The sequence below is a fragment of the Streptomyces sp. NPDC127117 genome (assembly GCF_042677325.1).
Taxonomy (GTDB): Bacteria; Actinomycetota; Actinomycetes; order Streptomycetales; family Streptomycetaceae; genus Streptomyces.
In genome coordinates this window covers 111,384-133,484 of record NZ_JBHXTM010000004.1, presented here as the reverse complement: position 1 = coordinate 133,484, position 22,101 = coordinate 111,384, and the positions used below count along the sequence as shown (strand labels likewise).

At 71.4% G+C, this 22,101-nt stretch carries 15 protein-coding genes and 1 tRNA gene; 8 read left to right on the top strand and 8 right to left on the bottom strand.

Features of this window, described 5'->3' with window-relative positions:
* Positions 1-97 precede the first annotated feature (97 nt).
* The 4 genes from ACFVH0_RS05570 to ACFVH0_RS05555 all read right to left on the bottom strand — a co-directional run bounded on the left by ACFVH0_RS05570 (position 98) and on the right by ACFVH0_RS05555 (position 3,591).
* Positions 98-685, bottom strand: a complete 588-nt coding sequence (locus ACFVH0_RS05570) for a 50S ribosomal protein L25/general stress protein Ctc (RefSeq protein ID WP_385818174.1) — start codon at positions 683-685, stop codon at positions 98-100.
* Between the two features lie 182 nt (positions 686-867).
* Positions 868-1,842, bottom strand: coding sequence for a ribose-phosphate diphosphokinase (locus ACFVH0_RS05565; RefSeq protein ID WP_030926792.1), 975 nt, complete (start codon positions 1,840-1,842; stop codon positions 868-870).
* A gap of 120 nt (positions 1,843-1,962) precedes the next feature.
* Positions 1,963-3,411, bottom strand: coding sequence for a bifunctional UDP-N-acetylglucosamine diphosphorylase/glucosamine-1-phosphate N-acetyltransferase GlmU (glmU, locus tag ACFVH0_RS05560; protein ID WP_385818173.1), 1,449 nt, complete (start codon positions 3,409-3,411; stop codon positions 1,963-1,965).
* A gap of 109 nt (positions 3,412-3,520) precedes the next feature.
* Positions 3,521-3,591: transfer RNA gene (locus ACFVH0_RS05555), tRNA-Gln, on the bottom strand.
* A 482-nt stretch (positions 3,592-4,073) separates the two neighbouring features.
* Between ACFVH0_RS05555 and ACFVH0_RS05550 the strand changes: the two genes are divergently transcribed.
* The gene (locus tag ACFVH0_RS05550; protein ID WP_385818172.1) at positions 4,074-5,387 is read left to right on the top strand and encodes a sensor histidine kinase; all 1,314 of its coding nucleotides are present in this window, start codon (positions 4,074-4,076) and stop codon (positions 5,385-5,387) included.
* Positions 5,388-5,976: 589 nt separating this feature from the next.
* Here the strand turns inward: ACFVH0_RS05550 and ACFVH0_RS05545 are convergent.
* Together ACFVH0_RS05545 and ACFVH0_RS05540 are read right to left on the bottom strand one after the other, a co-directional pair.
* Positions 5,977-6,510: an SUKH-3 domain-containing protein gene (locus ACFVH0_RS05545; protein WP_385818171.1), complete on the bottom strand. Its 534-nt coding sequence runs from the start codon at positions 6,508-6,510 to the stop codon at positions 5,977-5,979.
* Between the two features lie 10 nt (positions 6,511-6,520).
* Entirely contained in the window at positions 6,521-7,045 is a 525-nt protein-coding gene (locus ACFVH0_RS05540; protein ID WP_385818170.1) for a YwqJ-related putative deaminase, read from the bottom strand.
* A 318-nt stretch (positions 7,046-7,363) separates the two neighbouring features.
* On the opposite strand from ACFVH0_RS05540, the gene ACFVH0_RS05535 reads away from it, so the two are divergent.
* The 4 genes from ACFVH0_RS05535 to ACFVH0_RS05520 all read left to right on the top strand — a co-directional run bounded on the left by ACFVH0_RS05535 (position 7,364) and on the right by ACFVH0_RS05520 (position 12,265).
* On the top strand, positions 7,364-8,341 hold the full coding sequence (locus ACFVH0_RS05535; protein ID WP_385818169.1) for an SMI1/KNR4 family protein: 978 nt from the start codon (positions 7,364-7,366) through the stop codon (positions 8,339-8,341).
* 5 nt (positions 8,342-8,346) lie between these two features.
* Positions 8,347-10,809 carry an SUKH-4 family immunity protein gene (locus ACFVH0_RS05530; protein WP_385818167.1) on the top strand — a complete coding sequence of 821 codons (2,463 nt, stop codon included), beginning with the start codon at positions 8,347-8,349 and terminating at the stop codon, positions 10,807-10,809.
* 173 nt (positions 10,810-10,982) lie between these two features.
* A complete protein-coding gene (locus ACFVH0_RS05525; RefSeq protein ID WP_385818166.1) occupies positions 10,983-11,876 on the top strand; it encodes a cellulose-binding protein in 894 nt (297 codons plus the stop codon).
* A gap of 92 nt (positions 11,877-11,968) precedes the next feature.
* Positions 11,969-12,265: a hypothetical protein gene (locus ACFVH0_RS05520; RefSeq protein ID WP_385818165.1), complete on the top strand. Its 297-nt coding sequence runs from the start codon at positions 11,969-11,971 to the stop codon at positions 12,263-12,265.
* 50 nt (positions 12,266-12,315) lie between these two features.
* On the opposite strand, the gene ACFVH0_RS05515 is transcribed toward ACFVH0_RS05520, so the two are convergent.
* Together ACFVH0_RS05515 and ACFVH0_RS05510 are read right to left on the bottom strand one after the other, a co-directional pair.
* Positions 12,316-13,935 carry a cation acetate symporter gene (locus ACFVH0_RS05515; protein WP_385818164.1) on the bottom strand — a complete coding sequence of 540 codons (1,620 nt, stop codon included), beginning with the start codon at positions 13,933-13,935 and terminating at the stop codon, positions 12,316-12,318.
* Positions 13,932-14,396 (bottom strand): DUF485 domain-containing protein, encoded by a 465-nt coding sequence (locus ACFVH0_RS05510; protein WP_385818163.1) that lies wholly within the window; start codon positions 14,394-14,396, stop codon positions 13,932-13,934. The genes ACFVH0_RS05515 and ACFVH0_RS05510 overlap by 4 nt, the downstream gene beginning before the upstream one ends.
* A gap of 525 nt (positions 14,397-14,921) precedes the next feature.
* On the opposite strand from ACFVH0_RS05510, the gene ACFVH0_RS05505 reads away from it, so the two are divergent.
* From ACFVH0_RS05505 to mfd, 3 genes are all read left to right on the top strand, one after another.
* Positions 14,922-15,710, top strand: coding sequence for an ABC transporter ATP-binding protein (locus ACFVH0_RS05505; protein WP_385818162.1), 789 nt, complete (start codon positions 14,922-14,924; stop codon positions 15,708-15,710).
* Entirely contained in the window at positions 15,707-18,292 is a 2,586-nt protein-coding gene (locus ACFVH0_RS05500; RefSeq protein WP_385818161.1) for an ABC transporter permease, read from the top strand. Before ACFVH0_RS05505 ends, ACFVH0_RS05500 begins: the two co-directional genes overlap by 4 nt.
* Positions 18,293-18,550: 258 nt before the next feature.
* Positions 18,551-22,081, top strand: a complete 3,531-nt coding sequence (gene mfd, locus ACFVH0_RS05495) for a transcription-repair coupling factor (protein ID WP_385818160.1) — start codon at positions 18,551-18,553, stop codon at positions 22,079-22,081.
* The last annotated feature ends 20 nt before the right edge of the window (positions 22,082-22,101 follow it).

Below are 22,101 nucleotides of genomic sequence, written 5' to 3'. Positions count from 1 at the left end.
ACGGCTGATTGGCGGAACGGCTGATCACAGGGGAACGGGGCGGCGGGTCCTCGTACAAGGAACCGCCGCCCCGTCAGTCGAGCAGTGCGGGCGAGGCTCAGGCCTCGGCGCCCTCGGCCTCGGCGGCGTCGGCGGCCGGCTCCTCGGCCTGCGCGGCGACGACCTGGAGCACCACGGCGTCCTCGTCACCGGCGAGCACGGAGCCCTTGGGCAGCGGGATGTCCTTGGCGAGAATGGACGCACCGGCGTCCAGGCCCGCGACGGAGACCGTGACGGACTCGGGGATGTGGGTGGCCTCGGCCTCGACGAGCAGGGTGTTCTGCACGTACTCCAGCAGGTTGCCGCCCGGGGCCAGGTCGCCCTCGACGTGCACGGCGATCTCGACGTTGACCTTCTCGCCACGCTTGACGGTCAGCAGGTCGACGTGCTCGATGTCGCCCTTGAGCGGGTTGCGCTGCACGGCCTTCGGGATGACAAGGGCGTCCTTGCCGTCGATCTCCAGGCCGATCAGGACGTTGGCGGTCTTGAGCGCCATCATCAGCTCGTGACCCGGCAGGGTGACGTGGACCGGCTCGGCGCCGTGGCCGTAGACGACGGCGGGGACCAGGTTGGCGCGGCGGGTGCGACGGGCGGCGCCCTTGCCGAACTCGGTACGGACCTGGGCGGCGAGCTTGACCTCAGCCATGACTGCACTCCTCGTAAGGTGACGAAACTTGGACGGTCACCCGGCCCACGACAGGCCTGCTACGAAGAGCGCGTCGATAACGGACCGCCGTACACATGAGTACGGCCTCCCTCGCCGAGCAACTCGCTGAGTCTACCCGGCGGGGAGGCCGTCCCCAAAGTGGATCTTCGGAGCCGCTGCTCCTACTGCTCTTCGAAGAGGCTGGTGACCGAGCCGTCCTCGAAGACCTCGCGCACCGCGCGCGCGATCGTCGGCGCGATCGAGAGCACCGTGATCTTGTCCAGCTCCAGCTCGCCCGGGGTCGGCAGGGTGTCCGTGAAGACGAACTCGCTGACCTTGGAGTTCTTCAGCCGGTCCGCGGCCGGACCCGAGAGCACACCGTGTGTTGCGGTCACTATGACGTCCTCGGCGCCGTGCGCGAACAGGGCGTCGGCGGCGGCGCAGATCGTGCCGCCGGTGTCGATCATGTCGTCGACCAGGACACAGACCCGGCCCTTCACATTGCCGACGACCTCGTGGACGGTCACCTGGTTGGCGACGTCCTTGTCACGGCGCTTGTGCACGATCGCCAGCGGGGCGTCCAGACGGTCGCACCAGCGGTCGGCGACCCGCACCCGGCCGGCGTCCGGCGAGACGATCGTCAGCTTCGTGCGGTCGACCTTGGCGCCGACGTAGTCGGCCAGGATCGGCAGCGCGAAGAGGTGGTCGACCGGGCCGTCGAAGAAGCCCTGGATCTGGTCCGTGTGCAGGTCGACGGTGAGGATGCGGTCGGCACCCGCCGTCTTCATCAGGTCGGCGACCAGACGGGCCGAGATCGGCTCGCGGCCGCGGTGCTTCTTGTCCTGGCGGGCGTAGCCGTAGAACGGCACGATCACCGTGATGGAGCGGGCCGAGGCGCGCTTCAGCGCGTCCAGCATGATGAGCTGCTCCATGATCCACTTGTTGATCGGAGCGGTGTGGCTCTGGATCAGGAAGCAGTCGGCGCCGCGGGCCGACTCCTGGAAGCGGACGTAGATCTCACCGTTGGCGAAATCGAAGGCCTTCGTCGGCACGAGGCCGACACCCAGCTGGTGCGCAACCTCCTCGGCCAGCTCGGGGTGGGCGCGGCCGGAGAAGAGCATCAGTTTCTTCTCGCCGGTCGTCTTGATCCCGGTCACAGCACAGTCTCCTCAGACGTGTTCCTGGCGCTGCACGCATGTGTCCCGATGTGCAACGAGCCAGCCGAAATGGGGTGAGCATCTATCACGGTACGCCGTGTGCGGCGTACCTGTTTCCGGTCAGCTTTCGCCGTCGCGCTCCGATGCGGCGGCCTGTGCTGCCTGCGCGGCGCCGCTTCCCGGACGCTTGCGGGCCACCCAACCCTCGATATTCCTTTGCTGGCCGCGGGCGACGGCCAGCGAACCGGGCGGTACGTCCTTGGTGATGACCGAGCCGGCCGCGGTGTAGGCACCGTCCCCGACCGTGACAGGCGCCACAAACATATTGTCCGACCCGGTACGGCAGTGGGAGCCGATCGTGGTGTGGTGCTTGGCCACGCCGTCGTAGTTCACGAAGACGCTGGCGGCACCGATGTTGGTGTGGTCACCGATCGTCGCGTCGCCGACGTAGCTCAGGTGCGGGACCTTGGTGCCCTCGCCGATCGTGGCGTTCTTCATCTCCACGTACGTACCGGCCTTGGCCTTCGTGCCGAGCCTGGTGCCGGGCCGCAGATAGGCGTACGGACCCACTGTCGCGCCCTCGCCGACCTCGGCCCGGTCCGCGACCGTGTTGTCCACCCGGGCGCCCGCGCGGACGACGGTGTCGGTGAGCCGGGAGTTGGGGCCGACCTCGGCGTCCTCGCCGAGGTGGGTGGTGCCGAGGAGCTGGGTGCCCGGGTGCACGATCGCGTCGCGCTCGTAGGTGACGGTGGCGTCGATCAGCGTGGACGCCGGGTCCACGACGGTCACGCCGGCCAGCATGGCGCGCTCCAGCAGCCGCTGGTTCAGCAGCCGCCGGGCCTCGGCGAGCTGGAGGCGGTTGTTGATGCCGAGGATCTCGCGGTGATCCGGGGCGACGGAGGCGCCGACCCGGTGCCCGGCCTCGCGCAGGATGGAGAGGACGTCGGTGAGGTACTCCTCGCCCTGGCTGTTGTCGGTGCGGAGCTTGCCGAGGGCGTCGGAGAGCAGCCGGCCGTCGAAGGCGAAGACCCCGGAGTTGATCTCCCGGATCGCGCGCTGGGCGTCGGTGGCGTCCTTGTGCTCGACGATCGCGGTGACCGCGCCGTCGGCCGGGTCGCGGACGATGCGGCCGTAGCCGGTGGAGTCCGGCACCTCGGCGGTGAGCACGGTGACGGCGTTGGAGTCGGCCGTGTGGGTGGCGGCGAGTGCGGTGAGCGTCTCGCCGGAGAGCAGCGGGGTGTCGCCGCAGACGACGATCACGGTGCCGTCGACGGTGCCGCCGAGTTCGTCGAGCCCGACGCGCACGGCGTTGCCGGTGCCCTTCTGCTCGGCCTGGTGGGCGGTCCGCAGCCGGTCGTCGACGGCGGTGAGATGCGCGGTGACCTGCTCACTCCCGTGGCCGACGACCACGACGAGGTGCTCGGGATCCAGCTCGCGGGAGGCGGTGACGACATGTCCGACGAGCGACCGCCCGGAGATCTCGTGCAGAACCTTGGGGGTCTTCGACTTCATGCGGGTGCCCTCACCCGCTGCGAGGACGACGACGGCTGCCGGGCGTTCGGAGCTCACGGAAATGCCCTTCGGCTTCGGGTGGTGGACACCCGAAGGATACCGGGGCACTGATGAGCGGACATGGGTGCGGGCCCCGACCGTGCTGGTCGGGGCCCGCGTACCGAAGCTCCCGGGGAAGGAATCGAACCCTCATTCAATGGACCAAAACCATTTGTCCTGCCATTAGACGACCCGGGATGGATTGTCCGCCGTGCCCGATTTTGATGATCGAGTACCGAGGCAGCCCCTACTATGCCGCACCATCGGCCCTCGACGCGACGGTACAGGTCGGCGCTTTTCGGAACGCGCCCCGCCGGGGTAACCCCGGTGGCTCTCCCCGGCGTTCTTCCGATCGATCTTGAGGCGGCGCTTCTCGCGTGCTCCGACTCCGTCCCGATCCGGTCGTGCGTCGTGTCCGGGGCGCGATTCGCGGAGCTGACGGTGGCCATGGCCCTTCCGGTGCGGGGCGATCACCCATTCGTGCAGATCTTCGAAGTCGGTGCGCTTGCCCGTGATTTCCGTCATGCGGTGAGCGCTATGCGGAATGCGGACGTCCGGTGCGAAAGTCTGCTCGATTCGCCATTTCAAGCGATAAGGGGTCGTTCCGTCTCTGTTCGGCGGACGTACGTGCTGTCCAGGTCGCCCGAAAATGAGGTGCGGCCGCCCGTAGGCTGGACGGCATGACCGCAACGGGGGCAGACCGGGAAGCGGCGGGACCGACCACCCGCGGCTACTGGTGGTGGGAACGGCGGCGCAGTGTCGCCCTGGATGTGGGGCTCGCGCTCCTGTCGGCGCTGGAATGCGCACTGGAGGGGGTGGAGTTCGCCGGGGACACCGGACTGCCGGTGCCGGCGGGGGTGTTGTTCGGGCTGTTCGCGGGGGCCGTGCTGGTGGTACGGCGGCGGTGGCCGATCGCCGTGGTGCTGGTCGCGATCGCGACGACGCCCGCCGAGATGGGCTTCCTGATGGGCCTGGTCGGCCTCTACACGCTGGCCGCCTCCGAGGTGCCGCGAAGAATCACCGCGGTGCTCATGAGCATGTCCTTCATGGGGACGTTCATCGTCACCTACGTACGGCTGCGGCAGAGCGTCGACGAGCAGGCCGATTTCGGGCCCGGCGACTGGTACGTACCGCTGATGTCCCTCTTCATGTCGCTCGGGCTGACCGCGCCGCCGGTGCTGTTCGGCCTCTACATAGGCGCCCGGCGGCGGCTGATGGAGAGCCTGCGGGAGCGGGCGGACTCGCTGGAGCGGGAACTGTCGCTGCTCGCCGACCGGGCCGAGGAACGGGCGGAGTGGGCCCGTACGGAGGAGCGCCACCGGATCGCCCGCGAGATGCATGACGTGGTCGCCCACCGGGTCAGCCTGATGGTGGTGCACGCCGCCGCGCTCCAGGCCGTCGCGCCGAAGGATCCGGCGAAGGCGGTGCGGAACGCGGCGCTGGTCGGCGACATGGGCCGGCAGGCGTTGACGGAGCTGCGGGAGATGCTCGGGGTGTTGCGGGCGGGGGAGTCGGTGACGGCCCGGGCGGCCTCGGTGCCGCTCGCCTCGGTCGGCCAGGCCGCGGCCGCCGCAGCCGCCGCCGCCACGGAGGACGGGCCGCGGCTGCACGAGGTGGAGACCCTGGTGGGGGAGTCCAGGGCGGCGGGGATGACGGTGGAGCTGTCGGTGGACGGCGAGGCCCGCGCGTACCCGCCCGAGGTCGAGCAGACGGCGTACCGGGTGGTCCAGGAGGCCCTGACGAACGTGCACAAGCACGCGGCGGGCGCGAAGACCTGGGTACGGCTGGCGCACCGCGACGCGGAGGTCGCGATGCAGGTGGAGAACGGTCCCTCGGACGCGGCCACGGCGGACGCCGGGCTGCCGAGCGGGGGCAACGGCCTGGTCGGGATGCGGGAGCGGGTGCTGGGGCTGGGCGGGGTCTTCGTCTCGGGCCCGACGGACGCGGGCGGATTCCGGGTGTCGGCGGTACTGCCGGCCCCGGGGGCCGCCTGAGCCACGGGTTCGGGGCGAGGCGGTCCGGACTCCGGACCTGTGGGGCCGCCTGAGCCGGGGTCCGGCCGGGGGCACGGGGCCGCCCGAGGCGGGATCCGGTCGGGGGCACGGGGCCGCCCGAGGCGGGATCCGGTCGGTGGTGTGGGGTCGGTCCGGGGTGGAGCGGTCCGGTCGGTGGTGTGGGGTTGTCCGGGGTCGATCGGCTCGCGTCGTGTTGTCGGGGCACCCGAGGCCGTGCGGCCCCGTCCGCATCGTCGGGCTGTCCGGGGTCGAGTGGCCGGTCGGTGGTGTGGGGTCGGTCCGGGGTGGAGCGGTCCGGTCGGTGGTGTGAGGTTGCCCGGGGTCGATCGGCTCGCGTCGTGTTGCCGGGGCACCCGAGGCCGTGCGGCCCCGTCTGCATCGTCGGGCCGCCCGAGACGGGGTCCGGTCGGTGGTGTGGGGTCGGTCCGGGGTGGAGCGGTCCGGTCGGTGGTGTGGGGTTGTCCGGGGTCGATCGGCTCGCGTCGTGTTGCCGGGGCACCCGAGGCCGTGCGGCCCCGTCCGCATCGTCGGGCTGTCCGGGGTCGAGCGGCCGGTCGGTGTTGCGGGGTCAGTCCGAGACGAGGCGGTTCGGTTGGATGCCTGCGAGCAGGGTCGCCAGTGCCTGGTCGATGTCCGGCCCGAGGTACCAGTCGCCGGTGTGGTCGATGCTGTAGACGCGGCCCTCGGTGTCGATCGCCAGGACCGCCTGCCCGTCCCCTTCCTCGCCCAGCGGGCTGACCTCGGTCTCCAGCGCCCGGCCGAGGTCGCCGAGGGTGCGGGCGAGGTGAAGTCCGCTCAGCGGGTCGATGCGGACCGGGGCGGGAGCGATCTGGCGGCCCGGCACGGACGCGGTGATGTGCAGTCCGCCGAATTCGGCCCACGCCTCCACGGCCGCGGGGAAGACCGCGTGCTGATGGCCGGCGGGCGAGGTGTGCGAGCGCAGCGCGTCGGCCCACTCCTCGGCCTGCCGGATGTCCCAGCGGCCGGGCTGCCAGCCCGCGGCGCGCAACGCGGCGTCGACGGAGACGGGGAAGCGGGTGGGGGCGTTCCGGTCGCGGTCCGCGGGGCCTGTCTGTTCGGGTACGTCGGTTCGGTCGTGCATCGGCGTGCGATCAGCCCTTCTCGGCGGTGGTCGCCGCCCCGGTGGTCGTGAGGTCGACGGGACGTACGCCGAAGTGGGCGAGCATCGCCGTGCAGGAGCGGCACGGCGGCGCGTAGCTGCCGTGCATCGGGTCGCCGTCCTCACGGATGCGCCGTGCGGTGAGCCGCGAGTGCTTCAGGGCACGCCGGGCCTCGCCGTTGCTCAGCGGCTTGCGCTGGGCGCGCTTGGAGCGGGTCGATTCCGCGGCGGTGAGCTGCCGGGAGAGCAGTATCGCCTCGGGGCAGCGGCCGGTGAAGCGTTCCCGCCGGCTGCTGGGAAGGGTGTCGAGGAAGTCCTGGACGAGCGGGTGCAGTACGGGGGGCTGGTCGCCCTTGCCCGCGGTGCAGGTCAGCGTCTCGCCGCGGACGGACAGGGCCGCCGCGACCGCGGGCAGGATGCCGTCGCGCCGGTGCTGCAGGCGCGGTGCGCGGCCGGTCTCGGTGCTGCTCCAGCTGAGGCGTGGATCTCCGGATGTGACTGATTGTGCGCTGTGCATGGTGCTTTCCCTCCCGTGCCCGCAGCGGTAGCTGCGCGATGTGCACGCCCCCCGAGTTGCGGTGACAGCCTGCCAAATGTCCCGGCTGGTGGGGAAGCTGGGGCGGTGAAACGTGTCTCCGTGTCGCCCGTCCGTGGCGGGAGCGTCGCTCGTCAGTCACGCCGTTGTGACGGTTCGTGACGGATGCGGAGGGGGAGGCGTAGGACAGGTCACATGGGCGAGACCGGCCCTTGCGCCACCGCATAGGCTGTGCCCGGACCGGGCCTGCCCAGGGCGGGGCCGGTCCTCACCAGCCAGACGCAGCAGGGGGCAACCGCCATGACGACAGGTCGGCTCGGGCAGCAAGCCGCGCCACCGAACGCGGCCTACGCCGGGCAGCTCGTGCATTTCCCGGACCCGGTCCGGGCGTCCCGCCACCCCGGCGGCGTGCGCATGGACGAGAACGGCAGCCCGGACTTCGCGCCGTACGCGCGTGCCGCCGCCGAGATCGCCGAGCCGCCGCAGGGTTTCGGGGTCGACGAGCTGCGGCTCACCGACTACGTCTCGGCCAACGCGGCGCTGGCGGCGAGCGGTCACGAACTGTGGGACACGATCCCGGCGGTAGCCACTCCGCACGGCTGGACGTGGCACCACGTGCCCGGCGGCCGGCGGATGGAGCTGGTCCCGGTCGAGGTGAAGGCGCTGCTGCGGCATCACGGCGGCCTCGCCGGTACGGCGGTCGACCACGACAAGCGGGGCACCCGCCCGTTGCAGGAGACCCGGCCCGCGCATTTCCGGCTGCCCAAGGGCGCCGTGGCGGTGAGCGAGTCGCAGGTCCTGGGCGTCGAGGAGGAGCTCGGCTACCGGCTGCCGGGTGCCTACCGCTCGTTCCTCAAGGCGGCGGGCGGTTCGGCACCGGTCGGTGCGGCGCTCGACGCGGAGCTGGGGCTGCTGGTCGACCAGCCGTTCTTCACGGTGCGCGAGCAGGCCGCCGTGAACGACCTGGTGTACGTGAACAAGTGCTTGCGCGACCACCTCACCAAGGACTACCTGGGCGTCGGCTTCGTCCAGGGCGGGATCGTCGCGGTGAAGGTGAAGGGCAACGGCGTCGGCTCGGTCTGGTTCTGCGCGTACGACGACGCCCGGGACCAGGACGGCTGGAACGTGCAGGAGCGGGTGGACCGGCTGTTGCTGCCGTGCGGCAGTGACTTCGACGCCTTCCTGCAGCGTCTGGCGGGCAATCCGCCGGAGCTGGAGACCGTGGCGAACCTGATGGTGGACGGCGGCTTCGCGCGGGCCGTCCCGGTGGAGGGGTGAGCGCGATGGTGACCTTTGCGCAGGCGCAGGAGCGCGCGGACGAGTGGATCAACGGCGATGTGCCCGCGTACCAGCACCGAGAGGTGCGGGTACGGGAGTTCGAGCTGGGCTTCGTGGTGTGGGCCGAGGACCGCGCCGAGGGCCCGGTCTCGGACGGTGGCCGCCAGCGTCTGGTGATCGCCAGGGACAGTGGTGAGGCCACGCTTTGGCCGGGGCTGCCGGTGGGCGAGGTGATCCGGCGGTACGAGGAGGAGTACGGCGTCGGCGCGGCTGCCGCGGCTGCTCCGGAGCCGCCGCAGCGCATCGATCTCAATCAGACGTCGTTCCTGTTGAGCCCCCCGGAGTGGCTCCAGGAAGCGGCCGACAAGCTGGGCATCCCGGACCGCCGCGAGGGCCGGAGCCCGGACCCGGCTCCGGCCGCCCCGGCTCCGGCCGTCACCCCGCCGCCCCCCGTTCCGGCCGCCCCGGTCGGTCAGGCGTCGCCGGGTTCGCACGGCGGGCAGGTCGCGTACGAGCCCACCGCCAACGACGGTGTCCCGGCTGCCGTGCCGAATGTGCCCGACGGGTCCACTCCGTGGGCCGGCACGGACACGAACGCGGACACCGACGACGGGGCGGTGCAGCTGCCGGCCACGGTGTTCGCGCCGCCGCTCTCGGGTGCCGACGACGACGGCACCCCGCCCCCGGTCGTTCCGGCCGATGCGCCGACGGCCCTGATGTCGGGCGGCAGTCAGTTGCCGCGGACGGCGGTCGTGCCGGGTCTCGGCCCGCAGGGCGGCGTTCCCGGCGTACCCGGCGTTCCTCCGGGCGCTCCGGGCGTTCCGGGCGCGGGTGGTGCCGGTGACATCGCGGACGCGGCCACCAGCAAGGCCGCCGTGCCGCCGCGCGGTGCGCGCGGGGGTGGCCCCTCGACCCCGCCGCCGCCCGGTGCTCCGGGAACCCCGGGCGCGCCCGTGCCGCCGCCCTCGGGGCCGGGTGCGCCCGGCGCCCCGGCGGGCGGATACCTGCCGACGCAGCTCGCCCCCCAGGCGGGCCCTCCCGGCCCTCCCGGTCCGCCTGGTGCGCCTGGTGCGCCTGGTGCTCCTGGTGTGCCTGTGCCGCCTCCGCCGCCCGGTTCGACGCCGCCGCCCGGTGGTGGTGTGCACCATGCCGCGACGATGCTGGCCGACCCGAGCATGGGCGGTTCGGGCCCGCTCCAGCCGCCCGCGCCTCCTGGCCCGCCCGGCGCCCCTGGTGCACCGCAGCGTCCTGGTCCGCCCGGTCCGCCCGGTGCTCCTGGTGCGCCTGTGCCGCCTCCGCCGCCCGGTTCGACGCCGCCGCCCGGTGGCGGTGTGCATCACGCCGCGACGATGCTGGCCGACCCGAGCATGGGCGGCCCCGGCGCGCCGCAGCCGCCCGGCCCGCCCGGTCCGCCCGGCGCCCCCGGCCACGTACCGCCGAATCCGCGCACCCCGCAGCCCGCGGCGTACGGCTATCCGCAGGCACCGAACGGTCAGCCGACCGTCGGGCCCGGCTACCAGGCCGTGCTGCGCTACCGCGCGCCCGACGGCAGCGAGCAGCAGCTGATCCGGCGGTCGGCGCCCGGCACCCCGCACCCCGAGTGGCAGATGCTGCACGAGCTGCGGGCGATGAACGTGCCGCCGCAGCAGGTCATCGAGCTGCACACCGAGCTGGAGTCCTGTGAGCTGCCCGGTGGCTACTGCGCACGGATGATCCGGGAGACCTGGCCTCAGGTGCGGATCACCAGCGTCGCCCCGTACGGCACCGATCACGCCAGCCGTCAGCAGGGCATGCAGCATCTGCTCACCCACCAGGGCGAGCTGCACCAGGTGGCGGACGGCCCGGCCCGTCCGGCGCCGGTGCGGGCCCCGCTGCCGCAGATGCCGCCCGCGATGGCGGCGCCGCCGGAGGCCATCGCGGAGGAGCTGCTGCAGACCTTCGGGCCGCAGGGCATCTGCCGCTTCGACCAGCGCGCCGTGTCCCGTCAGGGCGTGCCCGAGACCGTGGCGCGGACGCTGGTGTGGGCGGGGCTGCCCGCCGACTTCGGGCCGTTCTTCTGGGCGCAGCCGGGTCAGCCGGTGGTGCCGACGCTGGCCGAGCTGGCCGCGCAGCGCCAGGTGCAGCCCGCGCCCGACGCGGGGTCGTACCTCGTCATGGGGTCCGACTTCGGGCGGGCGATCTGTGTCCAGTACGGGACCGCGAACATCGTGGCCGTGCCGGTCGAGGCGGGGCCGGGCGGGCAGTCGGTGGCGCCGCAGTTCGTGAACACCGGGCTGCCGGAGTTCCAGCGTTCGATGGCGCTGCTCGGTCGGATGTGGCGGCTGCGCTTCGGGCTCAACCCGGAGCAGGCCGGCCGCTGGACGGTCGATTTCCAGGCCCAGCTGGTGGCGCTGGACGCGGCGGCGCTGGCGTCGCCGGAGAGCTGGTGGTCGGTGCTCCTCGAACAGATGTGGGACGGGTTGATCTGACCCGGCAGTCACGCTGACGGCGCCCGGTTCCCGAGAGGGGGCCGGGCGCCGTGCTGTCTGTGATGCCTGTCGCTTCCGTCCGGAATGCAGCCAATCGATTCCGACTTGTTGGCCAATTGCCGCATCCTTGACGTATTGCTGGTGGGTCGGAGAGTCGGAAAGAGGCTTCAAGGATGAGTTCTGCACCGGTGTCCGCGCATGGCTTCGTTGGCGTACGGGGACGTGGCTACCGTCCGGAGCAGGTGGACCGCATGGTGGCCGGGCTGTCGGCGGAGCGGGACGCCGCGCTGGACGAGGTGTCCCGGCTGACGGCGCTGGTGGAGGAGCTGTCGGCGGAGTCGGTCCGGCTGAGCGAGGTCGTCGCCACGCTCGCCCCGCAGAACTACGAGTCCCTGGGCGAGCGCGCCCAGCAGATCCTGGTCCTCGCCGGGAGCGAGGCGGAGACCGTACGGGGCGCCGCCCAGGAGGAGGCGCAGGCGCTCGCGGACGAGGCGGACGAGGCGGACCGGGCGCTGCGCGCCTCGGCGCGGGCGGACGCCGAGGCCATGCGGGCGGCGGCGGTGAAGCACGCCGACGAGACTCTGGCCATGGCGAGGGGCGCCGCCGACGAGGCGGTCGCCGAGGCCCGCACGGAGGCCGCGGAGGTGCGGGAGCGGTCCGAGGCCATGATGACGGAGACGAGCCGCCGCACCGAGAGCGTCCTCGCGCACCAGGAGCAGGAGCACTCCGAGCGGTGGCAGGCGGCGGAGCTCGAACTGGCCGGGGCCGAGGCCGCGCAGTCGGCGCACCACGACGAGCTGACCGAGCAGGCGGAGGCCCGGCTGGAGGAGGCGCGGCGGGCGCTCGCGGAGACGGAGGAGGCCGCCCGGCACGGTCAGGAGGACGCCGAGGCGCGGGCCGCGGAGCTGATCGCGGAGGCCAGGGTGCGCGAGGAGCGGGTGGTCCGGGAGACGGAGCGGATCGTGCGGGAGCACGAGGAGAGCCGCGACGAGGTGCAGGCGCACATGGCCCACGTACGGAATTCGCTCGCGGCGCTCACCGGCCGGGTGACGCCGGCGGAGGACTGAACCGGCTGCTCACGGCTGCTTCCGGGCGTTCCGGAGCGGCCGCGGAGGCCGCGTGATCACGATTCGCACGTGGGCCCGAGGAACCGCCGTGCGTGTGTTCGGGCTCTGGGTCCGGCTGCGGGCAGGTCCCGGCGCCCTCGGGGCAGTGCTATCTCAAGAACGCGTCCGACAAGCGGTGCCTGGGCGAGTCCGCCTCCCCCTACGGCGGCTCCATGCTCATGAACTCGGTGTGCGGTGAGCCCGCGCAGGGCGGGGCCACACTCTCCTGCAAGTGGACGTACAGCGTGAACGTCGCTGCTGGCGTCTGCCTCCGGATGTTCAGCAGCATCGGCTTCCGGTCCGCGGCGTGCAACCCCGCGGAGCCGGCACAGCCGTGCCGCGACTCCTGACAGCGGCGGGCACAGCTGTGGCGCGGCTCCTGATCGGTCGGGGGCGCGGTTCAGCGCCGGGACGTCGGTGGCACTCCCGCCAGGATCCGGGGCTCCTCGCTCTGGTAGAGCCGGCGTGCCGCCGGAGCCGTGTGGCGGGGGAGCACCGTGCCGAGCCAGCCCGCCAGGAACCCGGCCGGGATGGAGACGAGCCCGGTGGTGGTGTACGGGAACCAGTTGAAGTCGTGGTCGGGGAAGACCGAACTCGGTGAGCCCGAGACCAGGTTGGTGCCGGTGATCAGCACCAGGGTGGTGAGGGTGCCGACGATGAGGGTGCAGAGCAGCCCGGTACGGGTGAAGCGCCGCCAGAACATGCTGTAGAGGAGCGCCGGGGCGAGCGCGGACGCGCCGACACAGAACGAGAGCGTCGCCAGCGCCTGTACGTTCCAGTGCCTGGCCACGACCGCGAGGGTGGTGGCGAGCAGTCCGACCACGATCGCCGAGGCCTGCGCCGTACGCATCTCGGACAGGCCGGCCAGCGGCTTGCGGTCCGGGTCGCGCACCCCGTGCAGGCCGTGCGCGAACAGGTCGTGGGCGAGGGAGTTGGCGCAGGACAGGATCATTCCGGCGACCGAGGCGAGCAGGGTCAGGAAGATCGCCGTCGTCATCGTCGTGATGATCAGGGCCCCCAGCCGTGTGCCGTTGGCGACCTCTCCGCTGATCTGGAGGATCGCGCTGTTCCCCGAGGCCCCGGCGGCGGTGATGCCCTCGTGGCCGACGAGTGCGCCCGCGCCGAAGCCGATCACGACGAGCAGCAGGCAGATCACGGCGACCACGGAGACCGCCCAGGACATCGAGCGCCGGACGGCCTGTGTGGAGCGGGCGCTCGACATGCGCATGGTGACGTGCGGCAGGCAGGCGGCACCGAGCACCACGGTCAGCTCGGAGCTGACCATGTCGAGTCCGCTGCCCTCGAACTGGAGCCCCGAGCGCAGATAGTCGGCGCCCGCGCCGCTGCTCTGCCGGGCGGCCGAGAGCAGCGAGTCGGTGTTCCAGTCGAACCGGTTCATGATCATTACGGCGATGGTGAACGCGGCCACGAAGAGGACCACGGTCTTCACGATCTGGATCAGCGAGGTGCCCTTCATGCCGCCGATCGCCGCGTAGCCGATCATCAGGGTGCCGAGCCCGATGATGGCGCCGGTGCGGAAGCCTGAGGTGTCGAACCCCAGGATGAAGGCGAGGAGATCGCCGCTGCTGGCGAGCTGTACGACCATCATCGGGATGAGCGCGGCGAGGGTGGCGGCGCAGGCGGTGATGCGGACGGCGCGGCCGGGGGCGCGGCGTATCAGTACGTCGCCCATGGTGAACCCGCCCGCGTTGCGCAGCGGTTCGGCGAGCAGGAACATCAGCAGCACGAGCGAGAGGGTGATGCTCAGCGCGAGGATCATCCCGTCGTAGCCGGTGAGGGCGATGATGCCGGTGGTGCCGAGCACGGTGGCCGCGGAGAGGTAGTCGCCCGCGAGGGCGAGCCCGCTCTGCAGGGGCGAGAGCGAGCGGGAACCGGTGTAGAACTCGTCGACGTCGTCGCGGTCCGGGCCGGTCATCACACAGAGCAGCAGCGCCACGGTGCCCACGGCGAGGAAGGCCACCAGGGACATCGACTGCGCGGAGTTGTCGAATCCGTTCACCGGGCCGCTCCTGCTCTTCGCAGCCGGGCGGCGAGCGGGTCGACCGTGTGCCGGGCGGTCCGCTCGTACAGGTAGATGGCGAGCAGGGTCACCGGGAGCTGGCAGAGCCCCAGTGCCAGGCCGAGGTTGAGGCCGCCGAACAGGGAGTGGTCCAGCAGCTCCTTGGCGTACCCGGAGAGCAGCAGGAAGACCACGAAGTAGCCGAGCGCGGTCAGCGCCGCGGTGCGCCGCAGCAGCCGGTAGGCGGTGCGCAGCCGGCGCAGGTCGCTGTGGCGGCCGGGCGTGGGGGCGGAGGCGTCGGGCGTGCTCGGTGAGCCGGGGCCGGGGTCGGTCTCCGAGCTCTGCCAGGGCAGCAGATAGTCGGGGTGGTGCGGGGGCGGCGGCCGATGCTGCGGGGCGGGCTTGGGCAGCGGTCCGGGCCAGGAGGAGTGGGGGGTCGGGGTCGGGTTTCCGTGCGACATCGGGGTGCTGCTCCTTGCATGGCTCGGGTCCTGGGGCGGGCGGCAAGGCAGGAGTGCGGGTGCGTGCGGATGCGCGAACATTACTTGTGGGTATGGCAGTTGGGGAATGGGTGGCGTGAATTACCAGCGGTAATGGCTCAGTTGCGTGAGGCCGGGTGAACCGGAGGTGGCGGCCGGGCGTGAACGGGGCCTTCCGCGGCGGCCGTCACTGCACCCTTGGTCCGAGCCCCTGACACGGGTCTCCACCCAGGGGTCGAGACCCTTAGGGGGAGCTACTTACATCTGGCCAGGGGTGGTTCCTCCCGGCGGAGGACGTGACGGCGGGGGCCCGTTCCTTAACGTGTTCCTACACCGCGAAACGCGGCTGGATCCCACCGCTGGAGCGGGCGGAAACCGGGGGGAAGGGGTGGGGAAAACCCCACCCGGGAACTGCGCCGGGCACCAGTGTGCCGGGACCGTATCCGACAGCAGACTCTGCATGTGCGCCGACACATCCCGCACAATGACCGACATAGGAGATAAACCGTGACAACGGCTGTAACCATTCCCAGGCACGGGGGCACTGGAAGGCATACGGCCGTGGCTGCGCGGGCGCGGCAGGTCGTCAAGGCGTACGGGGCGGGGGAGACCCGGGTCGTCGCGCTCGACCATGTCGATGTGGACATCGTCCGCGGGCAGTTCACGGCGATCATGGGCCCGTCCGGCTCCGGCAAGTCGACCCTGATGCACTGCCTGGCCGGCCTGGACACCGTGAGCTCGGGGCAGATCTTCCTCGACGAGACCGAGATCACCGGGCTCAAGGACAAGAAGCTCACCCAGCTCCGCCGGGACCGGATCGGCTTCATCTTCCAGGCGTTCAACCTGCTTCCCACGCTCAACGCACTGGAGAACATCACGCTGCCGATGGACATCGCGGGCCGCCGGCCCGACGCCGCCTGGCTGCGGCAGGTCGTGGAGACCGTCGGTCTCGCCGAGCGGCTGAAGCACCGGCCCACCGAGCTCTCCGGCGGCCAGCAGCAGCGCGTCGCGGTGGCCAGGGCGCTCGCCGCCCGCCCGGAGATCATCTTCGGCGACGAGCCCACCGGGAACCTGGACTCCCGGGCCGGCGCCGAGGTGCTGAGCTTCCTGCGCAGGTCGGTCGACGAGCTGGGCCAGACCATCGTCATGGTCACCCACGACCCGGTTGCCGCCTCCTACGCGGACCGGGTCCTCTACCTCGCCGACGGACGCATCGTCGACGAGATGCACAACCCGACGGCCGACCAGGTCCTCGACCGGATGAAGGACTTCGACTCGCGCGGGCGGACGTCATGACCGTCTGGAAGACATCGAGGCGGAACTTCCTCGCCCACAAGGGACGCATGGCGCTCTCCGCCGTCGCTGTCCTGCTGTCGGTGGCGTTCGTGTGCGGCACGCTCGTCTTCACCGACACCATGAACACCACCTTCGACAAGCTCTTCGCGGTGACCGCGGCCGATGTCACGGTCAGCCCGAAGACCTCCGAGGACGACAACCGGCTCCCGGAGAACGGCAAGCCCGTCACGATCCCCGCGTCCGCCGTCGGAAAGGCCGCGAAGGCCACCGGCGCGAAGTCGGCCGAGGGCGCGGTCTCCAGCATGTCCGTCACCGTCGTCGACAGCCACGACAAGAACATGGGCTCCACCACCGGCGCCCCGACGATCGCGGGCAACTGGACGAGGAACGACCTCCGTTCGATGGAGATCTCCTCCGGCCACGGACCGCGCGGCCCGACCGAGGTGATGGTCGACGCCGACACCGCCGAGAAGCACCACCTGAAGCTCGGCGACGAACTGCGCACCATCACCGCCAACGGCGACATCAAGGCGCGGATCAGCGGCATCGCCACCTTCAAGGTCACCAACCCCGGCGCCGCGGTCGTCTACTTCGACACCGCCACCGCCCAGACCAAGCTGCTCGGCAAGCCCGATGTCTTCAGCCTGATCTCCGTCACCGCCGAGCCGGGCGTGGCCGACGAGCAGCTGAAGAAGAACGTCGCCACCGCGCTCGGCGACACCTCCGCGTACCAGCTCCAGACGCAGAAGCAGGCGGCGGCGGCCAACAAGGACTCGATGGGCTCCTTCCTCGACGTCATGAAGTACGCGATGCTCGGCTTCGCCGGGATCGCCCTCCTCGTCGGCATCTTCCTGATCGTCAACACCTTCTCGATGCTGGTCGCCCAGCGCACCCGCGAGATCGGCCTGATGCGGGCCATCGGCTCCAGCCGCAAGCAGGTCAACCGGTCCGTGCTGATCGAGGCGCTGTTCCTCGGCGTCGTCGGCTCGCTCCTCGGCGTCGGCGCGGGCGTCGGACTCGCCGTCGGTCTGATGAAGCTCATGGGCGCCATGGGCATGGAACTGTCCACCGACGACCTCACCATCGCCTGGACGACCCCGGTGGTCGGCCTGGTGCTCGGCATCGTCGTCACCGTCGTCGCCGCGTACTTCCCGGCCCGCCGCGCCGGAAAGATCTCCCCGATGGCCGCCCTGCGGGAGGCCGGAACCCCGGCGGACGGCCGGGCAGGCCGGGTCCGGGCCGCGATCGGTCTGGTCCTCACACTGGGCGGCGGCGCCGCGCTCCTCGCCGCGACGAGGGCCGACGAATCGGCCGAGGGTTCGCTCATGCTCGGCGCGGGCGTGCTCCTCACCCTGATCGGCTTCATCGTGATCGGCCCGCTGCTGGCCGGCCTCGTGGTCCGGGTGCTGAGCGCGGTCATGCTCCGGATGTTCGGCCCCGTGGGACGGCTCGCCGAGCGCAACGCGCTGCGCAACCCGCGCCGCACCGGAGCCACCGGCGCCGCCCTGATGGTCGGTCTCGCCCTGGTCGCCTGCCTCTCGGTCGTCGGCTCCTCCATGGTCGCCTCGGCCACCGAGGAGCTCGACAAGTCCGTCGGCGCGGACTTCATCGTCCAGCCGGCCGGTGGCGGCGGCGGACTGATCGTCGACCAGGCGGCGAAGGCCGTCGAGACGACGGCGGACATCGAGCACGTCACCTCGTACAAGTTCGTCAGCGCCACGCTCACCGCCCCCGACGGCACCACCGCGAACGACGCCCTGGTCGCCGCCGACCCCACGTACAAGGAGGACGTCCGCCGCGAGACGGTCTCCGGCGAGCTGTCCGAGGCGTACGGCAAGGACGCCATGTCGGTCGGCGAGACGTACGCCACCGAGCACCACGTCAAGGTCGGTGACCGGATCACCGTCGCGTTCAAGGGCGGCGAGAAAGCGAAGCTGAAGGTCGCCGCGATCACCTCGGACGACGTCAACATCGACAAGGGCGCGATGTACACCAACATCACGACCGCCGCGCGCTACGTCCCCGCCGACACCCTGCCGCAGAACATGATCATGTTCGCGAAGGCCGCGGACGGCAAGGAGAAGGAGGCGTACGCCGCCCTCAAGACCGCCCTCGCGAAGTACCCGCAGTACGAGGTGAAGAATCAGGCCGACTTCAAGCAGCAGCTCAAGGACCAGATCGGACAGCTGCTGAACATCGTCTACGGCCTGCTGGCGCTCGCGATCATCGTCGCCGTGCTCGGTGTGGTGAACACCCTGGCCCTGTCGGTGGTCGAGCGGACCCGGGAGATCGGCCTGATGCGGGCCATCGGGCTCTCCCGCCGCCAGCTGCGCCGGATGATCCGCCTGGAGTCGGTGGTCATCGCCGTCTTCGGAGCCCTGCTCGGTCTCGGCCTCGGCATGGGCTGGGGCACGGCGGCCCAGAAGCTGCTGGCCCTGGAGGGCCTCGGCGTCCTGGAGATCCCGTGGCCGACGATCCTCACGGTCTTCGTCGCCTCGGCCTTCGTCGGACTGTTCGCCGCGCTGGTGCCGGCGTTCCGGGCGGGCCGGATGAACGTCCTGAACGCGATCGCCACGGATTAGGGCGGGCGACGGCCCACGTAGAATGAGCGATCCGGCCCCGGGGTGTTCCTCCAAACACCCCGGGGCCGTACGCGTGCCCCGGACACCCCGTCGGGCCGGATTGCGGGCGCGGCTGTCACAGCGGAGTCGTACGCTGGGAACCCCCGACCCGTGCGACGTGTCGGGCGCTTCGCGTTGCCCTTCGCGTCGCTCCTCGTGTTGCCCCTGGCAGCAGCCGGCTGTCAGACCTCACCCTCGTTACCCGGACGGAAGCCCTTCATGAGCCTGCACGGTCTGCTGGATGTCGTCGTACGTGACCCGGCACTCTCCGAAGCGGTGAAGGCCGCCGGCGACGGCCACCGGATGCATGTCGACCTGGTCGGCCCACCCGCCGCCCGCCCCTTCGCCGTCGCCGCGCTGGCCCGCGAGACCGGGCGGACCGTGCTCGCCGTCACCGCCACCGGCCGGGAGGCCGAGGATCTGGCGGCCGCGCTGCGCACCCTGCTGCCGCCGGACACGATCGCGGAGTTCCCGTCCTGGGAGACACTGCCGCACGAGCGGCTCTCGCCCCGCTCGGACACCGTGGGCCGCCGCCTCGCCGTGCTGCGGCGCCTCGCGCACCCGAGGGCGGACGACCCGGAGACCGGGCCGGTCTCCGTCGTCGTCGCGCCGATCCGCTCCGTGCTCCAGCCGCAGGTCAAGGGGCTCGGTGACCTGGAGCCGGTGGCGCTGCGGATCGGGCAGAGCGCCGATCTCGGCAAGACGGTCGAGGCGCTCGCGGCAGCCGCGTACTCCCGGGTCGAACTGGTCGAGAAGCGCGGCGAGTTCGCCGTACGCGGCGGCATCCTGGACGTCTTCCCGCCGACCGAGGAGCACCCCCTTCGGGTGGAGTTCTGGGGCGACGACGTCGAGGAGATCCGCTACTTCAAGATCGCCGACCAGCGGTCGCTGGAGATCGCCGAGCACGGGCTGTGGGCGCCGCCCTGCCGCGAGCTGCTGCTCACCGACGAGGTGCGGGAGCGGGCCGCCGCGCTCGCCGAGGCCCACCCCGAGCTGGGTGAACTCCTCAACAAGATCGCCGAGGGGATCGCGGTGGAGGGCATGGAGTCCCTCGCCCCGGTCCTGGTCGACGACATGGAGCTGCTGCTCGACGTACTGCCGAAGGGCGCGATGGCGCTGGTCTGCGACCCGGAGCGGGTCCGCACCAGGGCCGCCGACCTGGTCGCCACCAGCCAGGAGTTCCTCCAGGCGTCCTGGGCGGCCACCGCGGGCGGAGGCGAGGCCCCGATCGACGTCGGCGCGGCCTCGCTGTGGGGCATCGCGGACGTCCGGGACCGGGCCCGCGAGCTGGGGATGATGTGGTGGTCGGTCTCCCCGTTCGCCGCCGACGACGAGCTCGACGAGGACACCCTCAAGCTCACGATGCACGCCCCGGAGTCGTACCGCGGCGACACCGCCCGCGCGCTCGCCGACACCAAGGGATGGATCGCCGACGGCTGGCGCACGGTGTACGTCACCGAGGGCCAGGGCCTCGCCTCCCGCACCGTCGAGGTGCTGAGCGGCGAGGGCATCGCCGCCCGCCTCGACCCGGACCTGGCGGAGATCTCCCTGTCCCTCGTCCATGTCTCCTGCGGCGCGATCGACCAGGGCTTCGTCGACCCGGCGCTGAAGCTCGCCGTGCTCACCGAGACCGACCTCACCGGCCAGCGCACCGCCACCAAGGACCTCGGCCGGATGCCGGCCCGCCGCCGCAAGACGATCGACCCGCTGACGCTGGAGACCGGCGACTACATCGTCCACGAACAGCACGGGGTGGGCCGGTACATCGAGATGGTGCAGCGCACCGTGCAGGGCGCCACCCGCGAGTACCTCCTCGTCGAGTACGCCCCGGCCAAGCGCGGCCAGCCCGGCGACCGGCTGTACATCCCGACCGACCAGCTGGAACAGGTCACCAAGTACGTCGGCGGCGAGGCACCCACCCTGCACCGGCTCGGCGGCGCCGACTGGACGAAGACCAAGGCGCGCGCCAAGAAGGCCGTCAAGGAGATCGCCGCCGACCTGATCAAGCTCTACTCGGCCCGGATGGCGGCCCCCGGCCATGTCTTCGGCCCCGACACCCCCTGGCAGCGCGAGCTGGAGGACGCCTTCCCGTACGCGGAGACGCCCGACCAGCTCTCCACCATCGCCGAGGTCAAGGAGGACATGGAGAAGTCGGTCCCGATGGACCGGCTGATCTGCGGCGACGTCGGCTACGGCAAGACGGAGATCGCGGTACGGGCGGCGTTCAAGGCGGTCCAGGACGGCAAGCAGGTCGCCGTCCTCGTACCCACGACCCTCCTGGTCCAGCAGCACTACGGCACGTTCACCGAGCGCTACTCCCAATTCCCGGTCAACGTGCGGGCGCTCAGCCGTTTCCAGTCCGAGGCCGAGTCCAAAGCGACTCTCGAAGGCCTCCGCGAGGGCTCCGTCGACCTGGTCATCGGCACCCACCGACTCTTCTCCTCCGAGACCAGGTTCAAGGACCTGGGCCTGGTCATCGTCGACGAGGAGCAGCGCTTCGGCGTCGAGCACAAGGAGCAGCTGAAGAAGCTCCGCGCCAACGTGGACGTCCTCACCATGTCCGCGACGCCCATCCCCCGTACGCTCGAAATGGCCGTGACGGGCATCCGCGAGATGTCGACGATCACCACGCCGCCCGAGGAGCGCCACCCGGTCCTCACCTTCGTCGGCCCGTACGAGGAGAAGCAGATCGGCGCCGCCATCCGCCGCGAACTGCTCCGCGAGGGCCAGGCGTTCTACATCCACAACCGGGTCGAGTCGATCGACCGGGCCGCCGCCCGCCTCCGCGAGATCGTCCCGGAAGCCCGTATCGCGACCGCCCACGGCCAGATGTCCGAACAGGCCCTGGAACAGGTGGTGGTGGACTTCTGGGAGAAGAAGTTCGACGTCCTGGTCTCCACCACGATCGTCGAGTCCGGCATCGACATCTCCAACGCCAACACCCTGATCGTGGAGCGCGGCGACAACTTCGGCCTCTCCCAGCTCCACCAGTTGCGTGGCCGCGTCGGCCGTGGCCGCGAGCGCGGCTACGCGTACTTCCTCTACCCCCCGGAGAAGCCGCTCACCGAGACGGCCCACGAACGCCTCGCCACGATCGCCCAGCACACCGAGATGGGTGCGGGCATGTACGTGGCGATGAAGGACCTGGAGATCCGCGGCGCCGGAAACCTCCTGGGCGGCGAGCAGTCCGGCCACATCGCGGGCGTCGGCTTCGACCTGTACGTACGCATGGTGGGCGAGGCGGTCGCCGACTACCGGGCCTCCCTCGAAGGCGGCGTGGAGGAGGAGCCGCCGCTGGAGGTCAAGATCGAGCTTCCGGTCGACGCCCACGTCCCCCACGACTACGCCCCCGGCGAGCGGCTGCGCCTCCAGGCGTACCGTGCCATCGCCTCCGCCAGCACGGAGGACGACATCAGGGCCGTCCGCGAGGAACTCACCGACCGCTACGGCAAGCTCCCCGAACCGGTCGAGAACCTCCTCCTCGTCGCCGGCCTGCGCATGCTGGCCCGCGCCTGCGGCGTCGGCGAGATCGTCCTCCAGGGCCCGAACATCCGGTTCGCCCCGGTCGAGCTGCGCGAATCGCAGGAGCTGAGGCTGAAGCGCCTCTACCCGAAGACGGTCATCAAGCCGGCCGCCCACCAGATTCTGGTCCCCCGCCCCACCACGGCCAGGGTCGGCGGCAAGCCGGTCGTGGGTCGTGAACTGCTGGCGTGGACGGGGGAGTTCCTGACCACGATCCTGGGGTCGTAGTTCCTGGAGCGGTACGTGAA